Below are 25,390 nucleotides of genomic sequence, written 5' to 3' on the forward strand. Positions count from 1 at the left end.
AAGTCTCGGCACGAGGGAGTGCCGTCCCTCCTTAGTCGTATATGTGTGACCTGGCGCTGCACGCCGGTGAGGATGCCCCTCCATCGTATGAACCAGGGACCCCGTGCGGATAATCCGTGCTGTTTAGGTGTCCGTGCAACGTTCTAAGGTTACTCCGTGACTCTTCTGCGTGACGAGGGCCTCGCCACCGGCCGCACCACCGGCCTCACTGGCCTCACTGGCCTCACCGCCGAGGAGCTGGCGGTCTGGCGGATGCTGCAGCGAGCTCAGGTGCACATCACCCGCCATCTGGAGGCCGAGCTGCTCGTGGCCCACGGCCTGCCGCTGGCCTCCTACGACGTGCTGACGCAGCTGGCCGAGGCGCCGGACCGGCGACTGCGGATGAACGACCTGGCCGGCCGGGTGCTGCTCTCCCGCAGCGGCCTGACCAGGCTCATCGACCGGCTCCAGCGTGACGGCCTGGTGGCGCGCGAGGCGTGCGCGAGCGACGCGCGGGGGCTGTTCGCGGTGCTGACGGACCGTGGCGCGGCCCGGCTGACCGAGGCCACCCCCACTTACCTGCGCGGAATCAGATCCGAGTTCCTCGACCTGCTGGGGGCCGGCGAGATCCGCCTGGTCCGCGAGATGCTCGCCAAACTGCCCATCACCGCCGCTCCCTGAGCGGCCGCCACCCGTTCTTCGCGGACTCACCGCCGCTCCCTGAGCGCTGCCGCTCCTTAAGCGCCGCCGCGCTCATTGCCGGATCTCGAGTTGAGCTCCTCCGCCAATCGCTGGAGCTCCGAGCGGAGATAGTCCCGGGTGGCCACCTCGCTGATCGCCAGCCGGAGCCCGGCGATCTCGCGGGTCAGATATTCGACGTCGGCCTGGTTGCGGTCGGCCGCCGCCCGGTCCTGCTCGTACTGGACGCGGTCCCTGTCGTCCTGCCGGTTCTGGGCCAGCAGGATCAGCGGCGCGGCGTACGACGCCTGCAGGGACAGGATGAGCGTGAGGAAGATGAACGGATAGGGGTCGAACCGCAGGCCGGCGGGCGCCAGAACGTTCCAGGTCACCCAGACCGCGACGAACGCCGTCATGTAGACGAGGAACCTGGCCGTACCGAGGAAGCGGGCGATCTGCTCCGACAGGCGGCCGAACGCCTCGGGGTCGTAGTGCGGGCGCAGCGAGCGGCGCAGCGCGCGTGGCTGGTCGAGGCGTTCAGTCGTCACGGTGTGCCCTCTCGCGCCAGTCCTTGGGAAGCATGTGGTCGAGTACGTCGTCGACCGTCACCGCGCCGACGAGCCTGCCCAGCTCGTTCACGACCGGCGCCGCCAGCAGGTTGTAGTTCGCCAGGTAGGAGGCGACCTCGTACACGGTCAGCTCCGGCCTGATCGGGTCGACCGAAGGGTCGATGGCCGAGCCGAGCAGCGTGGAGGGCGGTTCGCGCAGCAGCCGCTGGAAGTGGGCCATTCCCAGGTAGGCGCCCGTCGGCGTCTCGGTGGGCGGCCTGGTCACATAGACCTGCGCCGCGACGGCGGGCGCCAGATCCTTCTGCCGCATGTGGGCCAGCGCCTCGGCGACCGAGGCGGTGGGCGGCAGGATCACCGGCTCGCTGGTCATCATGCCGCCCGCGGTGTCGTCGGCGTAGGTGAGCAGCCGCCGTACGGGCGCCGCCTCCTGGGGCTCCATCAGCGCGAGCAGCTGGGTGGCCTGCTCGCTGGGCAGGTCGTGCAGCAGGTCGGCGGCGTCGTCGGGGTCCATCGCCTCCAGTACGTCGGCCGCCCGCTCCACCTCCAGTGACCGCACGATGGCGATCTGGTCGTTGGGCGGCAGTTCCTGCAGGGTGTCGGCGAGGCGGTCGTCGTCCAGGGCGCGGGCGATCTCGATCCGGCGCTTGTCCGGCAGGTCGTGCAGGGCGCTGGCCAGGTCGGCGGCCCGCATCGACTCGAAGGCGGCGATCAGCCCGGCGGCTCCCTGGTCCTTCTGCAGGACACCGAACCCCGACACCTCGCTCCAGTCGACGATCCTCGTCTCGCGCCGCCGCCGGCCCCGGTAGACGGCCACCTTGGTGATCTGCCAGAACGACGGCTTGGTCTCCTCCATCGCCACGTCGTAGACGGTGACCGGCTCGCCGTCGAGTTGCACGGTGAGGTCGAGCATCTGGGCGATGACCAGCGTCTCGGTGTCACGCTGCTCGAACCTGCGCATGTTCAGCCGGCCCGTGAAGACCACCGCGCCCGCTTCGATGCCGCGCACCCTGGTGATGGGCAGGAAGACCCGGCGCCGCGGCTGGATCTCGACCACCATGCCATGCACGCTCGGCGGATTGCCGTCGTGCGGCCCGACCACGACATCTCTGATGCGGCCGATCTGATCGCCCGCGGGGTCGAAGACCGGGGTCCCCGCCAGGCGGGCCACGAAGATCTTCACGTCAGCAGGCTAACAGTGCCCCTCCATTGCGCTCCGGACGCCTGACATGTCAGTATCAAAAGTCGATTACGGTGATTACGAAGTTGGGGTTGATCGTGAAGTACCCAGGGCTCGCGCTGGCTTTCGTGTCCTCGTGCTGTTTCGCGTTCTCGGGCCCGATGGCCAAGTACCTGATCGCCGCCGGACTGGCCCCGATCGAGGCGGTCTGGACGCGCATGGCGGGCGCCGGCGTGCTCATGGTGGTCGTATTGGCCCTGGTCAAGCCGCGCGCCCTGCGGATCCCGCGGTCACGGCTGCCGTTCTTCGCCATGTACGCGATCGTGGCGGTGGCCGCGGTTCAGTCACTGTACTTCGTGGCCATCACGCGGCTGCCGGTGGGGATCGCGTTGCTGCTGGAGTTCATGGCGCCGGTGATGGTGGTGCTCTGGGTACGTTTCGTCCGCCGGGTACGGCTGGCCCGCGCGGCCTTCGTCGGCGCCATAACCGCCGTGGCCGGCCTCGCGATCGTCGTGGAGGCCTGGCAGGGCCTGCGACTCGACGCCCTGGGCCTGCTCCTCGGCCTGCTCGCCGGAGCCTGCTGCGCGGGCTACTTCCTGATGAGCGACAGCTTCGGCGACGACGTGGACCCCCTCGGCCTGATCGGCTGGGGCCTGATCGGGTCGGCCGTGATCCTGGTGCCCTTCGCCCGCCCGTGGAACATCCCGTGGGACGCCTTCACCCGTACCGTCACCCCCTCGGCGGGCGCGCACACCTTGCCGGTGCTCGGGGCGTACCTGTGGATGGTCCTGATCGCCACGGTCGTCGCGTACATCCTGGGCGTGAACGCGGTCCGCAGACTGACGGCGGCGGTGGGCGCCACGGTGGCCTCACTGGAGGTCATCGGCGGCGCGGTGGTGGCGTGGGCGCTGGTGGGGGAGACGCTGGGCGTGTTCCAGATCGTGGGCGGCCTGATCGTCCTCACCGGCGCCCTGCTCGCCCAGACCGCCACCGAACAACGGCCGGAACTCAATACGAAGCCCAGCCCGGACGACCTCGAGCAGCCGGTCAGCGTGGTGTGAGTTTCGGTCGGCCAGCGCTGTGGGTTTAGAGCCGTGTGGGTTTAGATCGGTCAGCGGCGTGTGAGCTTCAGTACGGTCGACTCGCGCGCCCAGCGGTCGGTCAGGTGCTCGCTGTCGGGGGCGTTGAGCCGCTCCTTGGCCAGCGCGGCGACGGCCTCGGGCTCCGCGGCCTGATCCACCACCCGCACCTCGGCCTCGAAGTCGGCCAGCCTGGCGCCGTTGTCCTTGCTGCGCAGGATGACCTGGATGGTGTCAAGCCCCTCGATGCCCGGCAACTGCTGCTCGCCGCCGCCCGTGACGAGGTAGATGGCACCGTCGTGCCAGGCATGCCAGGCCAGGCGCGGGCGATCGAGGGTGAGCCAGAGGACGCCGGACTTCTTCGCGCCCTCTTCGATGGCCGCGGATATGTCGCTCACGCCTCGACTGTACCGGGGCGGTAGGCGCTTCGGCGGCGCCGATCAAGGCATGACGCATCCGCAGCCGCACCAGCGCCTTAACGTCTTTGTCCAGCTGATCGCCAGAGATGCCGCGCCTCTTCAGCATCGCCCGCAGGTCGCACCTCCACGCTGATGCGCGGCCCGTACTTCGGCTGTCGAGAGCGGTCGCGCCCCTCATTGCACAGGTCCGCGGCCACGGCCTTACGCGCCGAGGGCGGCGGTCAGGTCGAGCTCGACGAGTTGGCCGGCGAAGCCGAGCTGGGCAACCCCCAGCAGCGTGCTCGCGGTGGTGAAGGCGGCGGCGAGGGGTGAGTCGAGCAGACGCTGCCATACTCCGCCGAGCGCGGTGGTGTCCTGGCTCACCACCACATAGATGACCGAGCGGACCACCTGCTCCGGTCGTGCGTTCACGGCCGCGAGCGCGGTCAGGGCGTTGGCGACGACCTGGTCCACCTGGGCGTCCAGATCTCCTTCGCCGACCAGGGCGCCGGTCACATCCAGCGGACACTGTCCGGCCAGGAACGCTGTCCGCCCGGCCTCGACCACGGTGATGTGGCTGTAGCCGGGAGTCTTGTGCAGTTCGTCGGGGTTCAGGCGGGTGATCGTCATGCGGAGATTGTGGCGGCTCCGGGGTCGGCGGATCATCTGGTTTATGTCAGCGTCTCTCGAAGGTCCTGAAGGGTACTACCGCCTCCTCGCCCGACCGGGGCGGGAAGCCGGTGGCGCGAGCCGCCACCTCGCTCAGGGAGCCCACCGACTCTCGGGCAGAACGCCCACGCCTAGCGGCAGAACGCCCACGGATCTTCCGGCAGAACGCCCACCGATCTTCCGGCAGACTGCCCACACAACCGCATTCAACTGCGGTAACGTGCGGCGAGTGATGGATCCTCTCTGTTCCCGCGAGGCGGCGAGGCAATGGCACTCGAAGCGCTGGCGGACACGCGGGTCGTTGTCGTGAACGGCGCTCGGCAAGCGGGCAGAAGCATGCTGGCGAGCTTGAGCGCCGCGCCGCTATCTGGATCTCCTGGAATTGATCTTTATCATCAAGCGCGGCCTGGCCATCGGATCTCACCCGCCGCGCCATCTCCTCCCCCCAACTGATCGTTACAGACAGTGGGCTCTGCGGTCGACTCATCGACAAGTCGCCTGATCACGCCGAGCCTGGTACGGCAGGAGCCGGTCCCGAGCTCGCAGGACAGTTGGGGGGTCTTCGAGGGTCGGGTGTGATCCGTAAGGCATCCGTCCCGAACACCCACGAGCACCCTCGGTCATTCAGGAAGTCATTTATGAAGCTAGATGACGTAAAGGCGGGGTGAGTGTCTACGTGAGACACATGCCGCCATGGTGATCCCCGGTCGTCCATGGCCGTTGTCACTCAGTTTGTCATTCAGGTCTTCGCGCGCGGCCGTCCAACATAGATCGAGCCCGCGCATACGGCCGGCCGCCGGACTGACATTGCTGCCGCTATCAGCCCGTCCAGGTCACGTTGAAGATCCAGATCAACTCGGCGGCCTCGTCGACCTTGAAGTACATGATGCCGAAGTCGCCGAAGGTCGTCTGTCGATACTCAGGCTGATCCGCGTACACCATGCGGGCATCCCACGGCTTCTCGACCAGATCCACGGTTCTGGCGAGGAGCGCGTCGAACGCCTTGCTCGGCAACCCTTTCATCTGGGCCAGTGCTGCCACGTGGAGCTCCACGCGATAGTTCACCGACGGTCGGCCCAGCCTGGGAACGCCATGTCCATCGAAACGAACTCATCGGTCCGTCCCTCACGCACTGCCCGTTCGGCGTGGTCGAAATCAGGGTTGGAGACCGCGATCGCATGCAACCGCCAGACATGCAAAAGCTCTTGAAGCTGCTTGAAGCGCCACACCTCGTGGGCTGCGTCCAAGGCGGTGTGATAGTCACTGAGGAACTGCTCGTGCCACCTCTCCGGCAGGAGACGCAAGATCTCCGCAGGGTCATCCCCGATCTCATGCAGTGGCTCAGCGGTCATACCCGCAGTCTAGGCGCCTCCTTCTCGGAGTGTGTTGATTTCCCGGTCGGCCGTAACGGGGAGCCCTTGGTGACAGAGTGCCATCGCCTGTTGCGCCATGCCGCAGCAGAAGTCCCTATACCACCTCCACCGGACACGGCTTCGTGTTCGTCCACCCGCTGCACGCGCATGCCGCCTTTCGAAGGACATGGCGGGCTCCGGAGCCCGGGCAACTCCTGCCCTTCAAGTCTCACTGTGGGGGGCGTGGTGGGTGGGGGTGCGAAGGGGCGGTGGCGAGGGGGCTAGCGTGTGCGCATGCGCTCACGTCGATCTGTTCTCGCCGTCCCCGGTAGTAACCCGAGGTTTCTGGAGAAGGCCCAGACTCTGCCGGTCGACGAGGTGTTCCTCGATCTGGAGGATTCTGTCGCGCCCCTGGTCAAGGATGAGGCTCGCAAGAACGTCGTGACCGCGTTGCGGGAGGGGGACTGGACGGGGAAGACGCGGGTCGTACGCGTTAATGATCTGTCGACGCAGTGGACCTACCGTGACGTGATCGAGGTGGTGGAGGGTGCGGGGGACAATCTCGACTGCCTGATCCTGCCCAAGGTGCAGGACTCGACCGAGGTCGTCTGGCTCGACACGCTGCTCACCCAGATCGAGAAGACGATGGGGCTGGGGGTCGGGCGGATCGGGATCGAGGCGCAGATCGAGAACGCGCGCGGGCTGGTCAACGTGGACGCCATCGCGGGGGCGTCCAGGCGGCTGGAGGCGCTGGTGTTCGGGCCGGCCGACTTCATGGCGTCGGTGAACATGCGCACGATGGTCGTGGGGGAGCAGCCGCCGGGTTATACCGAGGGCGATGCGTACCACTACATCCTGATGCGCCTGCTGATGGCCGCGCGGATGCACGATCTGCAGGTGGTCGATGGGCCGTACCTGCAGATCAGGGACGTCGAGGGGTTCAAGCGGGTGGCCAGGCGGGCCGCGGCGCTCGGGTTCGACGGGAAGTGGGTGCTCCATCCGTCGCAGGTGGAGGCGGCCAATGAGGTGTTCTCGCCGACGCAGGAGGACTACGACCACGCCGAGCTCATCCTGGAGGCGTACGACTACTACACGACGGTGGAGAAGCGCGGCGCGGTCATGCTGGGGGACGAGATGATCGACGAGGCCTCGCGCAAGATGGCGCTCGTCGTGGTGGCCAAGGGGCGGGCTGCCGGGCTGAGCCGTACGAAGACGTTCAGCCCGGAGAGCTAGGGTCGTAACAGCTGTCAGACCTTGAAGCCGATCGTGGTGAAGAACCAGAACGACGACGTGAGCCAGAGCCCGACCAGTGCCGTGAACGCGAGCCCGCCGATCACGGGCAGCGTCCAGCCGGGCGTGCCCCGCTTCGGCAGGGCCAGCATCTTGGCCGTGAACAGCCCGTAGAAGAAGCAGCCGAGCAGCGAGTGCGCGAGCACCCTGGGCACGTCGTACTGCAGCCCCAGGGCGTACAGGCAGTGGAAGGCGACGGGGATGGTCAGCAGGAAGGCCAGCCGGCCCGACCAGCGATGTACGCCCGGCGGAATGGAGACCCCGAGCTTGCCCCACATCGACAGGGCGGAGATGACCTGGACGGCGGCGAGCACGAACGCGCCCGTCGTCAGCCACGCCTTCATCGGCAGCGCGGCGGAGAAGCCGGCGGGGCCGACCGCGAAGCCGGTGGGGGCGTGGATGCGCCCGAAGACGCCGAGGGCGATCGCCACCATTCCGCCGATCAGCAGCGGGACGGACAGGGGGTGGAAGCTGGTCGGCCGGTGCGAGGTGACGCTCATTGCATCTCCTGAATGAAGCCGTCGACGTCCTTCGGGTAGAGGGTGGTGTTGTCGTCGAGCGGCACCGGCGCGGTCGGCTGGTAGGCGTTCAGCTGCGGGATCTGCAGCTGCTTCTCGTCCACGAACGCGGCGCCGACCTGCGTGAAGCCGCCTTGCGGGCGCTTCAGTACGATCCAGCCGGCTCGTAGCTTGGCGCCCCTTACCTGGGCGGTCGCCCGGTAGAGGCCGGAGGGTTTGACGACGGTGTTCGCGGCGAAGGTCCACTTCTTGCCGCCGATCTTCAGCCAGCCGGTGGCCTTGCCGCCGCCGAGCGTGCCGCCGACGGCCGCGGCGCCGAAGCCCCGCAGGGTGATCTTGCCGTCCTTTTCGTTGCCCTTGAACCAGGCCTCGGACTTGCCGTCACAGAAGTAGCCGATGGTCTTGCCGTCGCGCGTGGAGATGGCGATCAAGCCGCCGTTGCCGCGTACGTAGCCTCCGTAGTCCGCCTTGTCGATGGTCTTCGGGGCGGCTTCGGCGGTTTCGGTGGGTTCGGGGGTAACGGTGGCGGCGGTGGCGGCGGGTTCCGCCGAAGGTTCAGCCGCGGCGGCGGTCTCGGTCGCGGGGGGTTCGTTGGAGGTGGCGGCAACCGTTGTGTTCGCCGCCGGTGTCGCGGTGATGCTGGCGACACCCAGCCCGACGGCGAGCGCGGCGCCCGCTGTCAGGGTGATGACAGGTCCCAGCCTTGACATGAACTGCTCCCAGGGTCGAAATGCTTACTCCACCGAGCATCCGCTCAAACTAACGGATCGTCTGTGAACTAATGCTCATCTCCCAGACAGAATGTAGAGATGCAGGAAAATCCTGGACCCCAGCTTCCGTACGGGACGCAGCCGCCGGGCCGGCCGGCCTACCCTCACCAGCCGCCGCCCATGCCCGCGCGGGAGCCGTGGTTCCGGCCGACGCCCAGGGGCGCGCGATACGACTACCTGGCCCGAGTCGGTGACCGCGGTGCCTGGCGGGAGATCGTCGGGACGATCCTGGTGGGCGTCGCGTTCTTCGTCATCGGTGCGGTGGTCATAGGCGTCGGCGCGGTGCTGGCGATGATCCTCGGCATCCCCGCGTCGCTGACGCCTGAAGAGCTGTTCGGCGATCCGGTGTTCTCGCTGGTGGTGCTGCTGCTCTCGATCGCGGCCGTGCTCCCGGCGGTGTTCGGTACGGTCGCGCTGATCCAGCGGCGGCGGCCCGGGTCGCTCTCCTCGGTCGCCGGGCGGTTGCGGTGGGGGTGGCTGCTGCGCTGCCTGGGAGTGGCGGTCATAGCCCTGGCGCTGGGGCAGGTCGCCCAGCTCGCCATGATGACGGTGACCAGGGAGCCGGTCACGGACATGTTCGGCTGGGCCGGGTGGAGCGCGTTCCTTCCCGCGCTGATCGTGATCGTGCTGCTGGTGCCGTTCCAGGCCGCCACCGAGGAGTACATCTTCCGCGGCTGGGTCATGCAGGCGTTCGGAGCCCATCTGCGGAGCCCGGTATGGGGGATCGTGCTGGGTTCGGCGCTGTTCGCGTCCCTGCACGGGTATTCGTGGATCGGGCTCATCGACGTCTTCGGCTTCGGCGCCCTCATGGCGTGGCTGGCGGTACGGACCGGAGGGCTGGAGGCCCCGATCGCCCTGCACGTGGCGAACAACATGCTGGCGTTCGGGATCAGCGCGGCCGCCGGGCATCTGGACAAGGCGCTGCAGCAGGGGGACGTGCCCTGGCAGGCGTTGGTGGGGACCGTGGTGCAGTTGGGGGCGTACGCGGTGGGGGTACTGTACCTGGCCAAAAAACGGTCAGTTAGCGATCTTTCGGGATAAATAGCTAGCTGGTGCCAGGAATCTCGCTAGAGAGGTCTCGCCATTCGGGCTCAGTCGTGTTGCTCTGGATCCAGTGGGTGGGCGAGGATTCCGGAGGTGATCATCTCGGCGAGACAGGGTAACTAGCCCTCATGTGCGATATTTCACGCCGCAGTGACATGAAAAACGAAATAAGCGCATAAACGTGGACAGGCGGCCCTGGAACGATCTGGCATACCTCTCTCTACCGGGTCGTTCGCTCAGTTCGATCAGTACGTACTAGGAGGTGCGACGCGTGGCCTCCGGCCCCAGCGACCCGCCACGGCGACCGCCGGGTGATGACGACCCGCGGCCCGAGAGAGCCGCCGACCCCCATGCCGCCAACGAGCCGCGGATCCGGCACTCTCCGCCGGGCCCCACCGATGATCGGGCTCGTGGCCTGCCTGCGGCCTCACCGTGGGGTATGCCGCCGTTCTCCTCCCCCGTCCCTGGGGACGAGCCTCCGGACCCGCCGAAGGGGCGCCGGCCGTACAGCTCCCCGACCGCGGAACCCGAGACGGAGCCGCGCCGCCGCCGGGTCGTGAACCACCCCGACAAGCTCGTGGCCGGCGGCCCACCCCGGACTGAGCCCGAGCCCCGGACCGAGGATGAGCCCCCCGAGGCCGCACCCCGATCCTGGTTCGAGACAGAGGACCAGCCGCAGCACGAGGATGAGCCCCAGTACGGCACGCCGGAGGATCCGGAAGACGCCCCCGAGGACCTTCACGAGCCCGAGGTGCGGCGCGTCGGACGCCCGCCCGCCGGCCGCCCCACCAGACCGGACCGCCTTGTCGCGTCGGGCCCGCCGCGTCCCGGCGGCTCCAGCGGCAGGCACCACCGCGGCCCCGCCCCGTCGGCGGTCCGCCGGTCGAGTCCGGTACGGAGGCGCAGCCTGGCCGCGCCGACGGCCATACTCCTGGCGCTGGTGCTGCTCGTGGCGGGCGGTGTGCTCGTGTGGCAGTGGCGCTCCTCCGACAAGCCCGGACTGGCGCTGTCCGAGGGCACGGAACGTTCGGGCGACGAGCTGTTCACGGTGCCGTCGGCCGGTGACGGCTCCGATCAGAAGCTCAACGACATGACCTCCGTGGGCCGTGCCGTGGTGGCCGTCGGCAGTGACACGACGAGCCCGACGCCGCGGCCGCTGTTCCTGTTCTCGCCGGACAGCGGGAAGACGTGGCAGCTCGGCCAGGTCAACGGGGCGACCACAGCGACGGTCCAGCGGGTCGTGGGCGGAGACGGGCGCTGGCTGGCCAGCGGCGGCGACGGGGTGGGCGCCGAGCGCGGCCTGTGGACCAGCACCGACGGGTTCACCTGGGCGGCCGTGGAGCAGAGCGGTCTGTCCGCGTTCAGGAACGGTGACCTGATCTCCGGTATCGCCCGGACGTCGTCGGGGTTCGTGGCGGTCGGCCGTACGACGCTCACCGGCGGCGCGACGGGACCCGCGGCCTGGCAGTCGCCGGACGGGCGCGCATGGGAGCGCGTGAACATGGGCGGGCTGGACGTACGCGAGCTCAAGGCGGTCGTGGCCAAGGGGAACACCGTCGTGGCCATCGCCGAGTCCGCCCCGGGCGACGGCTCAAGGGTCGTCCGGTCGAGCGACGGCGGCGCCACGTACCAGGCCACCGGGTTCCAGTTGCCCGAGGCGCGGACCGGGTCGTCGCTGGCCGTACTGCCCAAGCAGTTCGTCCTCGTCCCCACCAGGCAGCGAACGATCACCGGCGACGTGCGCGTCTACTGCTCACCGACCGGCGCGCAGTGGGCGCAGTGCGGCTCGATCCGCGGCCTGAGCGGTACGAGCCCCGGCATCGACTCACTGATCAGCTACCCGTCGGGGATCGCCGCGGTCAGCCAGGCGGACCTCGGCAAGTACTCCATCCTGACCAGCGCCGACGGGCGCGGCTGGGCCAAGCGGACCGACCTCCGCAACCTGCCGGGCGCCACGCTGCGCGGCTTCACGATCTCCGACTCGGGCACCCTGTTCGCGGGCGGCGACCAGGCCACGGCGGACGTCGAGAACCAGCTCGTCCTCATGACCGCGCCCCCGCGCGGCGACGCGACGCGCGTACGGCTGGCCGGCGTCGACGGCCTGTCACGGATCGCCCGCCAGACCAACCGCCTGGCCGGTTTCGACGGCCGGTACGTCGCGGTCGGCTCGGCCTCCGGCGACGCCGGCATCTGGACCAGCCTGAACTGGCAGTCCTGGACCTCCATGAGCCTCGGCGGGGCGAACCAGCAGACCCTCGACGACGTCGCCCACGGCCGCCGCGGCTGGCTGGCCGTCGGCAGCACCCAGGCGGACACATCGGTCACCGACCCGCTCCTGGTGTCCTCCGAGGACGGCCGCACCTGGAAGAAGGTGACGGCCTCCGGTGACCTGGCCCGTACCCAGGACCATCCGTACCTGGCCCTCCACGTCGTGGCCGCCGGCGAGTCGGGCTATGTGCTCGCCGGCGAGGACCGGAACGCGGCGGGCATTCCGGGCGCCGCGCTCTGGTTCACGCCAGACCTGCGCAAGTTCACCCGGTCGAAGAAGCTGCCGCAGGGGGGCTCCGGTGTGCGCGTGTACGACGTGGCCGCCACACCATCCGGATATGTCGCCATAGGCGGCTCGGGCAGCGGCGACCGGGAGAGCGCCGTGGTCTGGTTCTCGGAGGACGGCGTCAACTGGAAGTCCCGTGACCGCGTCTCGCCACCGGAGGCCAGCTCCGCCGGACTGCGGGAGGTGGTGGCGTACCAGGACAAGCTCATCGCCATCGGAACAGCCCAGACACCCGGCTCGCGCCGCGCCTTCGCCGCGGTCTCGGAAGACGACGGTACGACCTGGCGTACGGCCTGGCTGCCGGCCGACCAGGCGGCGGCCGTGTACGACCTCGCGGCGGCCGACCAGGGGCTGGTGGCGGTCGGCTGGCACGGCACACCGGGAGAGGGGGACAGCGCGGTCTGGCTGTCTGAGGATGGTTTGACGTGGAACCGGGTGGACCTGACGAAGGGGCGGCTGGCGGGGGTGGGGATGCAGTGGCTGGCGGCGGTGACGGTGATGGGATCGGAGGTGGTGGCATTGGGCCGTTCGACGACCTACAACGCCGATCACATGATCCTCTGGACCTCTTCTCTTTCGTCTGACCGCTGAAGTGCCGAGCGAGAAGGGGACGCCAGGTGATTGAGCGCACGACGCTGGGATCAGTGGCGAAGGTGGACCGTGGCGACTCCTCCTTCGGGGGCGGTGCCGCGCTAGGTGGTGGGCGGGTGAGTTGGATGTTCAGGCACGGCCGAAGCCGACAGCGTGTGCTGCTTGTCGGCCGTGTCGGATGAAGGGCGAGGTCAGGCCGGCCCAACGCTGGTGCGGCTCACCCTGCAACATCTTCTGCGTCAGCCCAGGTCGGCGGCTCGCCTCCCGGGAGCGCGCTCGCCGCGGCCCTCGTGCCAGACGGGCTCGTCGCTCTCCTGGATCGTGCCGTCGGCGCCGAATATGAGGAACCGGTCGAAGTCGGCGGCGAACCACCGGTCGTGGGTGACCGCCAGCACCGTGCCGGAAAAATTATTGAGTCCCTGTTGCAGGGCCTCCGCGCTCGCCAAGTCGAGGTTGTCGGTGGGCTCGTCCAGCAGTAGCAGGGTGGCGCCGGACAGCTCCAGCAGCAGGATCTGCAGCCGGGCCTGCTGGCCGCCGGAGAGGGTGTCGAATTTCTGGTTTGCGGCGGGAGCGAGCTCGTAGCGGGCCAGCGCCGCCATCGACTCGTTCAGGATGAGGGGGTGGCGGGTCATGATCAGCTCGACCGGGGTGCGGCCGTGCAGGTCCGGACGGGCGTGGGTCTGCACGAACCGGCCGGGCACCACCCGCGCGCCCAGCCGCACCGTACCGCTGTGGCTCATCGCGGGCACCGCGCCGTGCGCGGCCTGTTCCAGTATCTGCAGGAAGTGGGACTTGCCCGTGCCGTTGGAGCCGAGCACGCCCACGCGTTCGCCGTACCAGATCTCGGTGCCGAACGGCCGAGTCAGGCCGGTGATCTCCAGGTTCGCGCAGATGACGGCGCGTTTGCCGGTACGGCCGCCGCGCAACCGTATCCGCACGTTCTGCCGCTTGGGCGGGCGCTGCGGCGGGCCGGCCTCCTCGAAGCGGACCAGCCGGGTGCGGGCGGCCCGGTAGGACGAGGCCAGCGCGTCGTTGTTGGCCGCGGTCTGCTGCAGGGTGTTGACCATCTGCCGCAGCCTGGCGTGCTCTTCGTTCCAGCGGCGGCGCCGCTCCTCCAGTCGGTTGACGCGCTCCTCGCGGGCCTTGGCGTACGTGGCGAAGCCGCCACCGTGCGTCCAGACGCCGCGGTCCTCCACGGTGACGATCCGGTCGGCGGCGTTGGCCAGGAGCTGGCGGTCGTGGGAGACCAGCAGCACGGTCTTGGACGCGGCCTGCAACCGACCCTCCAGCCACTGCTTGCCGGCCACGTCGAGGTAGTTGTCGGGCTCGTCCAGCAGCAGGACCTCGTCGGGGCCCCGTAGCAGCGCCTCCAGAACCAGGCGTTTCTGCTCTCCGCCCGACAGGGTGGTCACCGGGCGGTCGCGGATCGCGTCGTAGGTCAGGCCCATGGACTCGGTGACGCAGACGTCCCAGACGACCTCCATGTCGTAGCCGCCAACGTCGGCGTAGTCCGCGGCGGCCTGTGCGTAGGCGAGTTGGACCGCCTCGTCGTCGTGCGCGGCCATTGCCTCTTCCGCCCGCGCCAGAGCCGCCGCCCCGGCGCGGATCCGCTCCGGCGCGACGGACAACAGCAGGTCGTGCACGGTGCGGTCGTCACGGATGCTGCCGATGAACTGCCGCATCACCCCCAGCCCGCCCGAGGAGACCACGCGACCGGTCTCCGGCTGGAGGTCGCCGGCGATCAGGCGCAGCAGCGTGGTTTTGCCCGCGCCATTGGGCCCCACGAGACCGGCTTTGGCCCCGTCACCGACGCGGAACGAAACCTCGTGCAGGAGCAGCCGCCCGTCGGGCAGCACGTAGGTCAGCCCGTCCACCTCCACATGTCCCGCCACGGTCGCGCCTCCTCAGGGGTACTCGATCATTGGTCGAGTACAGGATCAACGATCCAGTAATATTAGACTTGCGTCCGTGGACATGAGCAAGGCGGGACCAACGACCAAGGGAGCGGCCGGAGGCGTGTGGCTGCGGCCGGCCACGCGGGCGGGCCGCGAAGGGCCACCGCTCACCCGGGAGCGCATCGCCGCCGAGGCCTTGGCCCTGCTGGACGGGGAGGGCGTCGACCGGCTGACCATGCGCAGGCTCGCCCAGCGCCTCGGCACCGGCTCCACCACCCTCTACTGGCACGTCAAGACCAAGGAAGACGTCCTGGATCTGACCCTCGACATGATCTTTGGGGAGATCGAGATCCCCGAGGAGGACGCGGACTGGAGGGCAGCCGTCACCACACTGGCCGGCCGGTGGCGTTCCGTCCTGCTGAAGCATCCCTGGTCGGCCGTGCTGCTGGGTCGGCCGATGCTAGGTCCCAACGTGCTGGCACGCAGCGAGTTCTTGTACTCCACGCTGATCAAGGCGGGGTTCGGCGGGCCCTCTCTCACCGCTGCGGCGTACGGACTGTCCAACTACATCGTCGGCTCCGCCCTGATGCAGGCGACCTGGCAGACGAACGCCGACCCGGACATCCGGCAGGCCGCTCGCGAACACTTGCGCACCAGCAGGGACAGGTACCCGAGTCTCGCGGAGCACGGCCCGATGGTGGCGGGCGACGACTGGGACTCGGCCTTCAGGCTGGGTCTCGCCTGGCTGCTCGACGGCATCGAGGCCGCCGCCACCTCACCACTGGGTCAACCCGCCTCCTCGTAAGGAACCACCCCGCGAAAGGACCCGAGGTCGCGTGGTCGGGGCCTGCCTGCGCGACAGCTGCGCCTGGCGCGGTGTGCTCCGCTCGACCGGGCGATGCGGATGAGATCTCAAGGTCGAGTGCCCACACGGACCCGTTGACGACTCTGCCCTCATCGCCGCCCAGGGCGTCGACGACCTCGTCCCATGCCGGGTACATCTCCTCAGCTCATCACGAGCCACCATTGGCGCCGAGTGTGCGCGCGATGTCTGCCGCATGTCTCGGTTTGCCGACGGCTGCCCCCGTCGGTTCCGGTGGTGACACGACCATGACACGGCGCGGACGAGGCGGGGACACGGCTGGCCGACAGTGGACGGGTTGGCCGGCGGGCGAGTTACGGAGCGCGCTGCGAGGCGAGCCGGCCGCCCGTACCGGGACGACGCTGTACGGCCCGGCTGGCCCCGGCAACGCGGTCTCGCCCTCGTCAAGCAGGGCGAGCGGCACCACGGTGTCGCCCTCATCAAGCAGGGCGAGACGAACCGGCCGGAGGTGTCGTGCCCACTGGGCGTTTGGGCACGGCCGAAGCCCGGACATCTACCGGGGGTACGGCGTGTGACCGACAAGGGCACCTCGCCGGCGGTCTCTGCGAAGAAATTCGACTGCTGCCGTAGAACGGGGCTTGGAGTGACGCTCAGAAGCCCTATGGGCGCCTCTGACGCGGGCGTTGCCGGGCAAAGACAGCCCTCTCCAAGGAGAGGTGCGGCGGGCTCTTCATGTCGCTCTGCCGCCCCTTGAGGCGCCGCTGGATGATCTCGGAAATGGCCGCTGACGTGGGCAAATGTGGCCAATAACGGCTAAAATTCAGGGACCCGATTGCATGGGCGGCCGGGGTCTGAGGAGGCTGTGAGTGAACCGGGATATCCGTACGGTAGAAGACGTCCTGTCCATGTTGGACCGCCTATTCGCCGCGGATGCCGACCGATGGACGCCGAACGCCTCCTCCTGGTGGGACGACTTCTACTCCGACCGCTCCACACCCATCCCCTTCTTCGTCGACAAGCCGGACGAGAGCCTGGTGTCCTACCTGGACCGTGGCCTGCTCACCCCAGGACGAGCCCTGGACCTCGGCTGTGGGCCAGGGCGCAACGCCGTTCATCTCGCCTCGCTCGGGTTCGAGGTGGACGCCGTCGATCTTTCTCCGGCCGCCGTGACCTGGGGGAAAGAGCGGGCCCGTGAGGCGGGCGTCGAGGTCCGCTTCCACTGTGGCGACATCTTCGCCGTCGACCTGCCGCCCGGGCACTACGACCTGGTCTATGACTCCGGCTGCCTCCACCATCTGCCGCCGCATCGCCGGGTGAGTTATCTGAGCCTGCTGGAGCGTCTGCTCGCCCCCGGCGGTCATCTTGGCCTCACCTGTTTCGCCGCCGGTGTCATGGGCTCCGAGCTGCCGGACGAGGAGTTCTATCGCCAGGGTCGCCTGCACGGAGGGCTGGCCTACACGCCTGAGGCGCTGCGCTGGATCTTCTCGGACTACACCGAGATCGAGTTGCGGCTCATGGAGGAGCAGGCGCCCGACGCGCTCGCCTTCGGCGTTCCCTTCCTGCTGGCCGCCCTGTTCCGGCGGCCGGCGGATAACGCGGCCGATAGGTGACTGAGGGCGTGCGCCATAGAGTGAAGCCGTCTAAGAAGTCACGCTGACACCCGGAACGAGAGTCCGACACCGCTTCAGGGCCAGCCGGCGCCGGGGACCTCGACCTCGGTGGAGAGGACTTGGCCGGTTCCGGGTGGCACCATCTCGGGCATGCCGCGCCACTCCGCGGCCACGATGAAGAGCGTCGAGCGGTTCGCGCCGCCGAGTTCGCAGGCGAAGGCGCCGCGGTCGAGTTGGACGGTCTGCACCTTCTCTCCGCCTTCGCGGACGCGTACGCACTGCCGGTTGGGCACGTCGGCGTACCAGACGGCGTGCTCGGCGTCGACGCAGATCCCGTCGGGGACGCTGTCACCGAGGTCGGCCCACACCCGGCCGTTCGCCAAGCTGCCGTCGGGTCCGATGTCGTACCCCATGAGCCTTTTGCCGTACGAGTCGGCGACGATCAGCGTTGCGTTGTCCGGCGTCACGGCCAGCCCATTGGGGAACGAGATGCCGTCGGCCACGTCACGTGCCAAGCCGTCGGGGCCGACATGTGTGACGGCTCCGGGAGCGAACTCCCCGCCGCTGAGCATGTCGAAGCCCGCGCGGTCGACGTAGATGTTGCCGCGGCCGTCGATGACGATGTCGTTCCAGCCCTGCCCGACGCCGGTCAGGTCGGCATGGGTCACCAGCGAACCGTCGGGTTCCATGCGCAGCAGCAGGGCCCGCGCCGAGTCGACGATCACCAGCCGCCCGTCAGGCTGCCAGGCCGTGCAGAGGGGTATCGACTCCACCCGGGCCACGACCTCGTGCTTGCCGTCGAGGTCCAGCGCGATCACCTCGTGCGCGGTCCAGTCGGAGAAGTACAGGCGGCCCTCGTGCCAGCGCGGCGCCTCGAGCAGTCCGAGGCCGGTGAGCCAGGTACGCAGTTCAGACATCGATGTCTCCCTTCGCGACGTCTTCGAGCGTGACGCCTATGAGGACGAGGAGTGCACATGGAGAGCGTTCACGACCTCCATGTGTCAGGGACGTCGAGGCCGAGCGACCCGGTTCGACATCGTGAGCGGACGAATTCTGGCGAAACAACGATTTGCCCGGCCCGTCGACCCATCGATAGCATCGCGCCAGCGCGAGGGGCGCGTGATCGCCGTGTGACGAGGGAGGTTGATGAATATGGCTGCGAACAGCCCTCATCAGCATGCCCTTGTCCGGCCCGCGCGAAGCTAGCGCGGTCCGGGTCGTACGAAAACGACCAGGAGTCACACGTGTCATCTTCCCCTTCACCGACCCACCCCGATCTGACCACTGCCCGCCTCATCCTGCGGGCATGGACCGACGGCGAGGCCGCCGCCGTCCTGGGCGGCACCCGGCAGGCGCACTGGGCGGCGGACTTCCCCGCCGAGGGCGACGGCGTCATCGTCGGCCTCTTCGCCGAGCATCCCGCGTGGCTGGGCGAATACGGCCACCGGCAGGTCATAGAGCGCGAAAGCGGCCTGGTGGTCGGCTCGATCGGCCTGTTCTGGCCGCCCGGCGACGGCGCCCTTGAGCTCGGGTACGGCATCGTGGCCTCCCGGCGCGGCCGTGGCTACGCCCCCGAGGCCACCCGGGCCATGACGGCGCACGCCCTCACCGCACCAGGTGTGCACACCGTGTACGCCAATGTGGAGCTGTCGAACCCGCCCTCGATCCGAGTGCTGGAGAAGGCCGGCTTCGAGCGGTGGAGCATTGAGCAGGACATGGCCAGGTACCGCGCCACGACGGCAGACCTACCGCAGCGGTAACAAGCGGTAACAGTCTCCGCGCCGAGTGTCGAAGCGGACGCGCTTTCGGCACTCGGCGCGGAGAGGGGCTGGAGTTGTTCAGTCGTCAGCGTCACCTCTGATGGCCAGCTTCTTCGCCATCACCAGCTCCCGCAGCCCGTTCGGCAACTCGTCTCCGATTTGCGAAGTGTCCTCGAACCCGTGCCGCCGATACAGCGCGATCGCCTTCTCATTGAACGGCGCGACCGCCAGCTCCAGGACCTCGGCCCCCACCTCCACGGCCCACGCCGCCACGGCGCGTATCAGGTGATCGCCGACCCCACGCCCCCGCGCCTCCGGAACGACCCACATCGAGATCAGTTCGGTCACGCCGTCCCGTTCGCCCGGGATGCCGCTGGCCATCCCCGCGGGCTTGCCGTCGAGCAGGGCGATCAGGTTCCGCGAGCCGGGGATGCTCAGACGGTCCCGCCACCGCTCCTCCCGGTCGCCGTCGCCCTGCCATTCCGAGAGCGGGACTCCGAACGCGTACGGCGCCTCCTCCAGCGCGACGAGCCGAAGCTCTCGCCAGAGGGCCCAGTCATCGGCCGACAGCTCCTGCAATTCGATCATCCGGGCAGCCTGGCGCCCTGAACGTCCTGATCGCAACTGCTTTAGGCGGCCCCCTGAAGGTAATTGACACGCCTATAGGCATCTATGAAGCTTGTCGTCATACCGGACAGCCGAAAGGGCACCACATGACGGCGACGGCCCCCGACCCCCAGCACACCGACCCCGCCCGCTCCCGCCGGGCCCTCATCGCCGGCTCGGTCGGCAACTTCATCGAGTGGTATGAGTTCGGCGTCTATGGCTATTTCGCCACCATCATCGCCGCCAACTTCTTCACCCCCGACGGCGCGAGCGACATGGAAGCGCTGGTCAAGACGTACGCCTCGTTCGCCCTGGCGTTCTTCTTCCGCCCGCTCGGCGCCGCGCTCTTCGGACGGCTCGGTGACCGGGTCGGCCGTAAGCCCCTGCTCATCCTGGTCGTCCTGCTCATGTCTGGCGCCACGACGCTGATCGGCGTACTCCCGACTTACGCCACGATCGGCGCGGCGGCCCCGTGGCTGCTGACGCTCGTCCGGATCGTGCAGGGGCTGTCGGCCGGAGGGGAGTTCGGGGGCGCGGTTTCGGTCATGACGGAATTCGCGCCGCGTGGCAGGCGTGGGCTGTACGGGTCGTGGCAGTCGTTCACCGTGGCGCTGGGGCTGCTCGGGGGAGCCGGCGCGGCGGCCGTGCTCGCGACCGCGCTGCCCGAGCAGGACCTGGCGGCCTGGGGATGGCGGGTGCCGTTCCTGCTGGCCCTCCCGCTCGGTCTCGTGGCGCTCTGGCTGCGGCTGCGGCTTGAGGAGACGCCGTCGTTCGAGCGGGCGCGTACGGCGGGACCGCTCACGAAGCCGAGCGCCGGTGAGGTGACCAAGGCGATCGTGCTGGGTATCGGGCGGCTCATGGGCTGGTCGGCCGCCGGGTACACGTTCCTGGTCGTCATGCCCTCCTACCTCCAGACCACGCTGAACGCCACCTTCCAGCAGGCGCTGGTCGCCACGGTGCTGGCCAACCTGGGCTTCGCTCTGGCGATCATCCCGGCGGGCGTGTTGAGCGACCGGGTCGGCAGGCGGCCGGTCATGCTGGCGGGGGCGATCTCGGTCATCGTGCTCGCCTTCCCCCTGCTGAACCTGCTCCAGGACCCCGGCGCTCCGAGCTGGGCCAAGGGGCTGGCCGTCCTGGTGGCCGGGGTGGCGGTCGGCCTGATGGCGGGGCCGGGGCCCGCGATGCTGGCGGAGATGTTCCCGACCACGGTCCGCTACACGGGGTTGGGGCTGGCGTACTCGCTGTCGAACGCGGTCTTCTCCGGGTCGGCGGGGCTGATCATCACCGAGCTGATCAAGACGACCAAGGACGTCGACATCCCGGCCTACTACGTGGTGGCGGCCTGCGTCGTCAGCGCCGTGGCACTGGCCGGTCTGCGCGGGAGCGACCACCGAGAGGAACTGCGCGGCTGACGAGGCAGGGACAGATCGCGCATAAAAGTGGGGACAGATCGCGCATAAAACCGGGGACGATCCTGATATAAAACAAGGGACAATCCAGAGTTATACCAGGTCGGGAGGGTAGATCGATGGATCTGGACGCCCTCGTAGAAAGACATCTGAAGGAGGTGATCTGTCGACGACCGGCTCTACGTCATGGCGATGGATCGGCTCTGGACGCCTGTCCCGGTAGCGCGTCCCAGGACGTCAGTGCCTCCAGCAGGCCGTCCGTGAGCGGCAGTCGTACCAGGTCCTCCCGTGAGCACCAGCGGGCGTCGGCGGCGTCGTCGCCCGCCGCGAGAGTGCCGTCCGTGACCGTGGCGTGGTAGTCGCGGATCTCGTACGTCACGCCGCCCGGCCCCGGACGGTCCACGGTGCCCACCAGAGGACCGATCGTGACGACCAGGCCGGTCTCCTCCAGGACCTCGCGGCGCAGGGCGGCGGCGTCCGTCTCGGCGGCCTCCACCCGGCCGCCCGGGATCGACCACAGGCCCGCGCCCGGCGGGTGACCGCGCTTGATCAGCAGGAGCCGGCCCGAGGCGTCGCCGATGATGGCGCCCACGCAATTTACGCGCACATGGTCAAGATTACGGCTGGACAACAGCATGCGGCCTTGACGGGGCGGTGCCCTAGGACGCAGCGTAAATAGCTGTGAGAGCGGTACCAACCTGCCCACGGTGTTTTGGTTCACTTCACGGGCCAAGTGCGTGGTCGAGCGCCTGGCGGTGTGACGCGCACGGTGATGTCCTGCCCTACCAGCCACCTTGGCCCCCGTCCGCCAGGGCGGTCGAGACGATGCGGAAGAGCTCGATGGTGCCCGTCTGGCTGCCATGGCCCTTGCCGCCCGGCTGGCTCGTCACCGGGTTCGCGGAGGCGGGCGACGAGCGTACGGGGGGCCGGGCCAGCGTGGTCGCGCTGTGCGGCCCTTCGCTGACGCGGGGGCCCGCCGACCTGCTGGTCATCGCGGAGGAGCCCGGCGTCGGGCTGGGGGCCGCGTTCGCGGGACTGGACGGGCCCGATCCCGGCGAGGGGTTCGACTCCGGGCCGCCGAACGCGAAGATCGTCGTGCTCGGGCATCCGACCGCGCTGTGGTGCGTGGGCGCGGCCGCCGATCGGGCCGTCTACGCCGGCGAGGCGATGGGAAACTGGCTGTGGACGATCGCCTGGCCCGCCGAGGCCGGGTGCCTCATCGCGCTGGCCGAGCTGAGCCTTCACGACCTGCGTGACCTTGAGCTCGACCTGCCTTTCGGCGCTTTCTCGCCGAGGCTGGAGTAGTCCGTACGGACGCCTCTCGACCGCGGCACGGTCAACGAGATTCGCTCTGTCACTCAGACGGACTAGAGTGCGGAGGCGTGACAGCGCGTATCGAGCGAGTGGTGAGCGAGGGTGTCGTCGACATCGACGGCACCGAGCACAAGGTCGAGAACAACATCTGGATCGTCGGCGACGACGACGAGGTGATCGTGATCGACCCGGCGCGTGACGCCGACAAGATCCTGGAGAAGGTCGGCGAGCGAGAGGTGCTCGCCGTGATCTGCACCCACGGTCTGCCTGACCACGTCGGCGCGGCCATCGAGGTGGCCAGCAGGGACGAGGCGGTGATCGCCCTCCACCCCAAGGACAAGCCGCTCTGGCGGGAGACCTGGTCGCAGACCTGGCCCGACATCGACATGGAGGACGACGGCATCTTCGAGGTGGCCGACGTCCGGCTCGACGTCATGGATACGCCCGGCGTCACGCCTGGCGGGGTCTCGCTCTACTGCGAGGCGCTCGGGGTGGTGTTCAGCGGCGAGACGCTGCAGGCCGACGGGCCCGGCAAGATCGGCGGCGAATACCCCGACCTCAACTTCCAGCTCAACGCGATCGGGGCGCGGCTGTTCACGCTGCCCCCCGAGACGCGGGTGCTGGCCGCACACGGCGACGAGGTGACGATCGGCGACCTGGAGCCGCACTTCGGCGAGTGGCGCATCAGCGAGCCGGACGACGCGGACGAGGGCCCGCTGACCGACGGCACGAAGGCCGCCGGGATCAGGCTCGATCCGGATGACAACCGGGGTGTATGACCAGCTGCCGCTGGAAGGGATGCCGCGACGGCTCTATTCGTGTACGCCGTCGCGGCTGAACGCCTGGCTCGACTGCCGCCGCCGCTACCGGTTCACCTACCTCGACCGGCCGCAGCCGTCCAAGGGGCCGGGGTGGGCGCACAACAGCGTCGGAGCCAGCGTGCACAACGCGCTCGCGGCCTGGTGGCGCGAACCCTATGAGCGGCGGACGCCGCTGACGGCGGCCATCCTGCTGAGCAACGGGTGGATCACCGAGGGGTTCAGGGACGCCGAACAGTCGGCGCAGTGGCTCGGGCGCGCCCGCGACCTCGTGTCCGGATATGTCGGCACACTGGATCCGTCGGATGATCCGGTCGGCGTCGAGCGTACGGTGGCCACGCGCACCAAGGTCATCGCCGTGTCCGGCCGCATCGACCGGCTCGACCGGCGGGGCGACGAGCTGGTCGTGGTCGACTACAAGACCGGACGGCGGCCTCTCACCCAGGACGACGCGCGGTCCTCGCTCGCGCTGGCCATCTACGCGATCGCGGCCTCCAGGATGATGCGCACGCCGTGCCATTCGGTCGAGCTGCACCACCTGCCGACCGGCGAGATCGTCGAATGGCGCCACACGGACGAGTCCCTCGGCCGTCACCTGGGGCGGGCGGAGGAGGTCGCGGTCGAGGCCGCCACCGCCGACGAACGCTACCGCGAGGTGATGGGCGCACCGGGCCCGATACGCCCCCGCGGTCGAGCATCCGGTACGACGAGCGGCGGCCATGGCGCGACTGGTCAGGGCGTTCGGGACGGCGCCGAGGCGGTCGCAGGCGTGCCCGCCGCCCGGGAGGCGAGTGGTCCCAAGGAGCGGCCGCACGTCGGGCCTCCGGCGGTGTCGCCCGAGCTGGACACGATGTTCGCCCCCAGCCCCGGCCCGATCTGCGGCTGGTGCGACTTCCGGCGCCACTGCCCCGAAGGGTTGGCCGCCGCACCCGAGCACCGCCCCTGGGACGGCCTGGCCGAATAACGCCTACAACCTGACACCCGGTCGGTGGTCGTACGACGCCTCCGGCCGGGTGGCCAGGTGACCATGGTGAGACATCCGGTTATGGTCGGATAGTGGGTCGGGTGGGGCGTTTGCCGGTGGCGGTGGCGCTCGGCGCCCTGTTCAACCCACTGAACTCCTCCATGATCGCCATAGCCCTGGCCCGCATCGAGACGGAGTTCCGCGTCGGCGTCGTCGCCGTCACCTGGCTGGCCGCGGGCTTCTACCTGACCGCCGTCGCCGTGCCGCCCCTGATGGGCGCGATGGCCGATCGGTTCGGTCCCCGGCGGGTGTTCTGCGGCGGGCTGGTCATGGTGGGCCTGACCGGCGCTCTGGCCGCTTTGGCCCCCTCCTATCCCGTCCTGGTGGTGGCCCGGCTGCTGCAGGCGTTCGGGAGTTGCGCGACGCTCCCGGCCGGGATGGCGATCATCACGGCGACGGCGGAGAAGGGGCGGCCGGCGCCCCGCGTCATCGCGCTGATCTCGATGGTGCTGACGGCCAGCGCCGCCGCCGGGCCGGTGCTGGCGGGGTTCCTGGTCAGCCTGTGGGGGTGGCGGGCGATCTTCCTGGTCAACGTCCCGCTCGCGGCGGTGGCGCTCGTACCGGCGCTGCGCTGGCTGCCCAAGGTGGCCCCCGTGCGGCAGCGGCAGGCGTGGCTGCCGAGGCCGAAGCCGGCGCTGCTGGCCACCTACGGGGTGTTCGCGATGGTCAACGTGGTGTTCTATCTGGCGTTCATCATGGTGCCGCTCTGGGCGCAGCGCTCGGCCGGGCTGCCGCCGCACCTCGCGGGACTGCTGGTCCTGCCCATGGCCGTGTCGGCGGTCCTCATGACGCCGGTGGCGGTGGCGCTGGCCGCGCGTGTGGGGATGCGGGCCGTGCTGCTGGTGAGCGCGGGGCTGCTGCTGGCGGGGTCGTGCGTCATGTTCTTCGTCGGGCCCGTCGGGGTGGTGCTGGTGATCACGTCGCTGATCGGCCTGGCGTCCGCGTTCAGCCAGTTCGGCCTGAACTCGCTGGTGTTCGTACACGCCGACCGGAACGAGACCGGCCTGGCCGTGGGGCTCTTCCAGGCGTCGCGGTACATCGGAGCCGCGACCGCCGCCTCGATCACGGGCGTGCTGTACGCCCCCGAGACCATGGCCCCAAGCGGCTGGGTCATGGTGACGGCCTCGTCGCTCATCCTGCTCGCCGGATTTGTCATCCCCGTCGAGACATCGGATGAAGAATCTCGTCAAAAGAGCTAAAAACCAGGAATAGGGAGAAATCCCAGGGCATAGCTCCGATCTCAGCCATTGACGCAAAGCTTCCAAAGCGGTCATATCTGGTGTAACCCCTATGGAAGGCAGGTGCGCATGTCCCAGCCGAAGGAACAGGGCAAGAGGCAGCCACGCAGGATCCATGAGAAGAAGGTCAGGGCCCGCGGCGAGGAGATGACCTGGCACAAGCCCGACTACCAGGTCGTCGAGGCGTCGATGGAGATGACCGCCTACTTCCTGGCCACCAGGTAA

Annotated in this window: 26 protein-coding genes; 14 read left to right on the forward strand and 12 right to left on the reverse strand. The window is 69.0% G+C overall.

Annotated elements, in window-relative coordinates; all coding sequences use genetic code 11:
• The first annotated feature begins 156 nt into the window (after nt 1-156).
• Nucleotides 157-660, forward strand: a complete 504-nt coding sequence (locus AB0C30_RS17100) for a MarR family transcriptional regulator (RefSeq protein WP_357944294.1) — start codon at nt 157-159, stop codon at nt 658-660.
• 56 nt (nt 661-716) lie between these two features.
• On the opposite strand, the gene AB0C30_RS17105 is transcribed toward AB0C30_RS17100, so the two are convergent.
• The gene (locus tag AB0C30_RS17105; protein WP_357944296.1) at nt 717-1,205 is read right to left on the reverse strand and encodes a DUF1003 domain-containing protein; all 489 of its coding nucleotides are present in this window, start codon (nt 1,203-1,205) and stop codon (nt 717-719) included.
• Nucleotides 1,195-2,406 (reverse strand): CBS domain-containing protein, encoded by a 1,212-nt coding sequence (locus tag AB0C30_RS17110; protein WP_357944299.1) that lies wholly within the window; start codon nt 2,404-2,406, stop codon nt 1,195-1,197. Before AB0C30_RS17110 ends, AB0C30_RS17105 begins: the two co-directional genes overlap by 11 nt.
• 71 nt (nt 2,407-2,477) lie before the next feature.
• Here AB0C30_RS17110 and AB0C30_RS17115 point away from each other — a divergent pair, with 71 nt between their 5' ends.
• On the forward strand, nt 2,478-3,464 hold the full coding sequence (locus AB0C30_RS17115; protein WP_357944302.1) for an EamA family transporter: 987 nt from the start codon (nt 2,478-2,480) through the stop codon (nt 3,462-3,464).
• A gap of 50 nt (nt 3,465-3,514) precedes the next feature.
• Here AB0C30_RS17115 and AB0C30_RS17120 read toward each other — a convergent pair whose 3' ends face one another.
• The 4 genes from AB0C30_RS17120 to AB0C30_RS17135 form a co-directional block, all read right to left on the reverse strand.
• Nucleotides 3,515-3,880 (reverse strand): hypothetical protein, encoded by a 366-nt coding sequence (locus tag AB0C30_RS17120; protein WP_357944304.1) that lies wholly within the window; start codon nt 3,878-3,880, stop codon nt 3,515-3,517.
• Nucleotides 3,881-4,102: 222 nt separating this feature from the next.
• Nucleotides 4,103-4,510, reverse strand: a complete 408-nt coding sequence (locus AB0C30_RS17125; RefSeq protein ID WP_357944306.1) for a RidA family protein — start codon at nt 4,508-4,510, stop codon at nt 4,103-4,105.
• Nucleotides 4,511-5,368: 858 nt separating this feature from the next.
• On the reverse strand, nt 5,369-5,590 hold the full coding sequence (locus AB0C30_RS17130) for a hypothetical protein (RefSeq protein ID WP_357944308.1): 222 nt from the start codon (nt 5,588-5,590) through the stop codon (nt 5,369-5,371).
• Nucleotides 5,591-5,610: 20 nt separating this feature from the next.
• Nucleotides 5,611-5,901: a DUF6247 family protein gene (locus tag AB0C30_RS17135; protein WP_357944311.1), complete on the reverse strand. Its 291-nt coding sequence runs from the start codon at nt 5,899-5,901 to the stop codon at nt 5,611-5,613.
• Between the two features lie 294 nt (nt 5,902-6,195).
• On the opposite strand from AB0C30_RS17135, the gene AB0C30_RS17140 reads away from it, so the two are divergent.
• The gene (locus AB0C30_RS17140; protein ID WP_357944315.1) at nt 6,196-7,134 is read left to right on the forward strand and encodes a CoA ester lyase; all 939 of its coding nucleotides are present in this window, start codon (nt 6,196-6,198) and stop codon (nt 7,132-7,134) included.
• Between the two features lie 14 nt (nt 7,135-7,148).
• Here the strand turns inward: AB0C30_RS17140 and AB0C30_RS17145 are convergent, their stop codons facing one another.
• Entirely contained in the window at nt 7,149-7,691 is a 543-nt protein-coding gene (locus AB0C30_RS17145; protein WP_357944317.1) for a DUF6529 family protein, read from the reverse strand.
• On the reverse strand, nt 7,688-8,419 hold the full coding sequence (locus tag AB0C30_RS17150) for a hypothetical protein (protein ID WP_357944320.1): 732 nt from the start codon (nt 8,417-8,419) through the stop codon (nt 7,688-7,690). Before AB0C30_RS17150 ends, AB0C30_RS17145 begins: the two co-directional genes overlap by 4 nt.
• 99 nt (nt 8,420-8,518) lie before the next feature.
• Here AB0C30_RS17150 and AB0C30_RS17155 point away from each other — a divergent pair, with 99 nt between their 5' ends.
• On the forward strand, nt 8,519-9,520 hold the full coding sequence (locus AB0C30_RS17155) for a type II CAAX endopeptidase family protein (protein ID WP_357944323.1): 1,002 nt from the start codon (nt 8,519-8,521) through the stop codon (nt 9,518-9,520).
• Between the two features lie 274 nt (nt 9,521-9,794).
• The gene (locus tag AB0C30_RS17160; protein WP_357944324.1) at nt 9,795-12,668 is read left to right on the forward strand and encodes a hypothetical protein; all 2,874 of its coding nucleotides are present in this window, start codon (nt 9,795-9,797) and stop codon (nt 12,666-12,668) included.
• A 239-nt stretch (nt 12,669-12,907) separates the two neighbouring features.
• Here AB0C30_RS17160 and AB0C30_RS17165 read toward each other — a convergent pair whose 3' ends face one another.
• Nucleotides 12,908-14,560, reverse strand: coding sequence for an ATP-binding cassette domain-containing protein (locus AB0C30_RS17165; protein WP_357944327.1), 1,653 nt, complete (start codon nt 14,558-14,560; stop codon nt 12,908-12,910).
• 82 nt (nt 14,561-14,642) lie between these two features.
• Between AB0C30_RS17165 and AB0C30_RS17170 the strand changes: the two genes are divergently transcribed.
• On the forward strand, nt 14,643-15,368 hold the full coding sequence (locus AB0C30_RS17170; RefSeq protein WP_357944617.1) for a TetR/AcrR family transcriptional regulator: 726 nt from the start codon (nt 14,643-14,645) through the stop codon (nt 15,366-15,368).
• 884 nt (nt 15,369-16,252) lie between these two features.
• Nucleotides 16,253-16,996 carry a class I SAM-dependent methyltransferase gene (locus AB0C30_RS17175; protein ID WP_357944329.1) on the forward strand — a complete coding sequence of 248 codons (744 nt, stop codon included), beginning with the start codon at nt 16,253-16,255 and terminating at the stop codon, nt 16,994-16,996.
• A 74-nt stretch (nt 16,997-17,070) separates the two neighbouring features.
• On the opposite strand, the gene AB0C30_RS17180 is transcribed toward AB0C30_RS17175, so the two are convergent.
• A complete protein-coding gene (locus AB0C30_RS17180) occupies nt 17,071-17,913 on the reverse strand; it encodes an SMP-30/gluconolactonase/LRE family protein (RefSeq protein ID WP_357944332.1) in 843 nt (280 codons plus the stop codon).
• Nucleotides 17,914-18,240: 327 nt separating this feature from the next.
• On the opposite strand from AB0C30_RS17180, the gene AB0C30_RS17185 reads away from it, so the two are divergent.
• A complete protein-coding gene (locus AB0C30_RS17185) occupies nt 18,241-18,756 on the forward strand; it encodes a GNAT family N-acetyltransferase (protein WP_357944335.1) in 516 nt (171 codons plus the stop codon).
• A 78-nt stretch (nt 18,757-18,834) separates the two neighbouring features.
• Here the strand turns inward: AB0C30_RS17185 and AB0C30_RS17190 are convergent, their stop codons facing one another.
• Nucleotides 18,835-19,344, reverse strand: coding sequence for a GNAT family N-acetyltransferase (locus tag AB0C30_RS17190; protein WP_357944338.1), 510 nt, complete (start codon nt 19,342-19,344; stop codon nt 18,835-18,837).
• 125 nt (nt 19,345-19,469) lie between these two features.
• On the opposite strand from AB0C30_RS17190, the gene AB0C30_RS17195 reads away from it, so the two are divergent.
• Complete coding sequence (locus AB0C30_RS17195; RefSeq protein ID WP_357944341.1) at nt 19,470-20,774, forward strand: MFS transporter; 1,305 nt, start codon at nt 19,470-19,472, stop codon at nt 20,772-20,774.
• A gap of 181 nt (nt 20,775-20,955) precedes the next feature.
• On the opposite strand, the gene AB0C30_RS17200 is transcribed toward AB0C30_RS17195, so the two are convergent.
• Nucleotides 20,956-21,378, reverse strand: coding sequence for an NUDIX domain-containing protein (locus AB0C30_RS17200; protein WP_357944344.1), 423 nt, complete (start codon nt 21,376-21,378; stop codon nt 20,956-20,958).
• A gap of 74 nt (nt 21,379-21,452) precedes the next feature.
• Here AB0C30_RS17200 and AB0C30_RS17205 point away from each other — a divergent pair, with 74 nt between their 5' ends.
• The 5 genes from AB0C30_RS17205 to pqqA all read left to right on the forward strand — a co-directional run bounded on the left by AB0C30_RS17205 (nt 21,453) and on the right by pqqA (nt 25,390).
• The gene (locus AB0C30_RS17205; protein ID WP_357944346.1) at nt 21,453-22,076 is read left to right on the forward strand and encodes a DUF6758 family protein; all 624 of its coding nucleotides are present in this window, start codon (nt 21,453-21,455) and stop codon (nt 22,074-22,076) included.
• 77 nt (nt 22,077-22,153) lie between these two features.
• On the forward strand, nt 22,154-22,864 hold the full coding sequence (locus AB0C30_RS17210; RefSeq protein WP_357944349.1) for an MBL fold metallo-hydrolase: 711 nt from the start codon (nt 22,154-22,156) through the stop codon (nt 22,862-22,864).
• Nucleotides 22,845-23,867 (forward strand): PD-(D/E)XK nuclease family protein, encoded by a 1,023-nt coding sequence (locus AB0C30_RS17215; RefSeq protein WP_357944351.1) that lies wholly within the window; start codon nt 22,845-22,847, stop codon nt 23,865-23,867. The genes AB0C30_RS17210 and AB0C30_RS17215 overlap by 20 nt, the downstream gene beginning before the upstream one ends.
• A gap of 101 nt (nt 23,868-23,968) precedes the next feature.
• Entirely contained in the window at nt 23,969-25,126 is a 1,158-nt protein-coding gene (locus tag AB0C30_RS17220) for an MFS transporter (RefSeq protein ID WP_357944354.1), read from the forward strand.
• Nucleotides 25,127-25,234: 108 nt separating this feature from the next.
• Nucleotides 25,235-25,390, forward strand: coding sequence for a pyrroloquinoline quinone precursor peptide PqqA (pqqA, locus tag AB0C30_RS17225; protein WP_357944357.1), 156 nt, complete (start codon nt 25,235-25,237; stop codon nt 25,388-25,390).

It is taken from the genome of Nonomuraea sp. NPDC048901 (assembly GCF_040649695.1).
GTDB lineage: Bacteria > Actinomycetota > Actinomycetes > Streptosporangiales > Streptosporangiaceae > Nonomuraea.

Bases quoted from the DNA above. Each gene is read 5' to 3' on its own strand.
- AB0C30_RS17180 (WP_357944332.1), bottom strand. From the start codon at position 17,913: ATGTCTGAACTGCGTACCTGGCTCACCGGCCTCGGACTGCTCGAGGCG.
- AB0C30_RS17190 (WP_357944338.1), bottom strand. From the start codon at position 19,344: ATGATCGAATTGCAGGAGCTGTCGGCCGATGACTGGGCCCTCTGGCGA.
- AB0C30_RS17155 (WP_357944323.1), top strand. From the start codon at position 8,519: ATGCAGGAAAATCCTGGACCCCAGCTTCCGTACGGGACGCAGCCGCCG.
- AB0C30_RS17170 (WP_357944617.1), top strand. From the start codon at position 14,643: ATGAGCAAGGCGGGACCAACGACCAAGGGAGCGGCCGGAGGCGTGTGG.
- pqqA (WP_357944357.1), top strand. From the start codon at position 25,235: ATGTCCCAGCCGAAGGAACAGGGCAAGAGGCAGCCACGCAGGATCCAT.
- AB0C30_RS17215 (WP_357944351.1), top strand. From the start codon at position 22,845: ATGACAACCGGGGTGTATGACCAGCTGCCGCTGGAAGGGATGCCGCGA.
- AB0C30_RS17150 (WP_357944320.1), bottom strand. From the start codon at position 8,419: ATGTCAAGGCTGGGACCTGTCATCACCCTGACAGCGGGCGCCGCGCTC.
- AB0C30_RS17135 (WP_357944311.1), bottom strand. From the start codon at position 5,901: ATGACCGCTGAGCCACTGCATGAGATCGGGGATGACCCTGCGGAGATC.
- AB0C30_RS17125 (WP_357944306.1), bottom strand. From the start codon at position 4,510: ATGACGATCACCCGCCTGAACCCCGACGAACTGCACAAGACTCCCGGC.
- AB0C30_RS17145 (WP_357944317.1), bottom strand. From the start codon at position 7,691: ATGAGCGTCACCTCGCACCGGCCGACCAGCTTCCACCCCCTGTCCGTC.
- AB0C30_RS17195 (WP_357944341.1), top strand. From the start codon at position 19,470: ATGACGGCGACGGCCCCCGACCCCCAGCACACCGACCCCGCCCGCTCC.
- AB0C30_RS17140 (WP_357944315.1), top strand. From the start codon at position 6,196: ATGCGCTCACGTCGATCTGTTCTCGCCGTCCCCGGTAGTAACCCGAGG.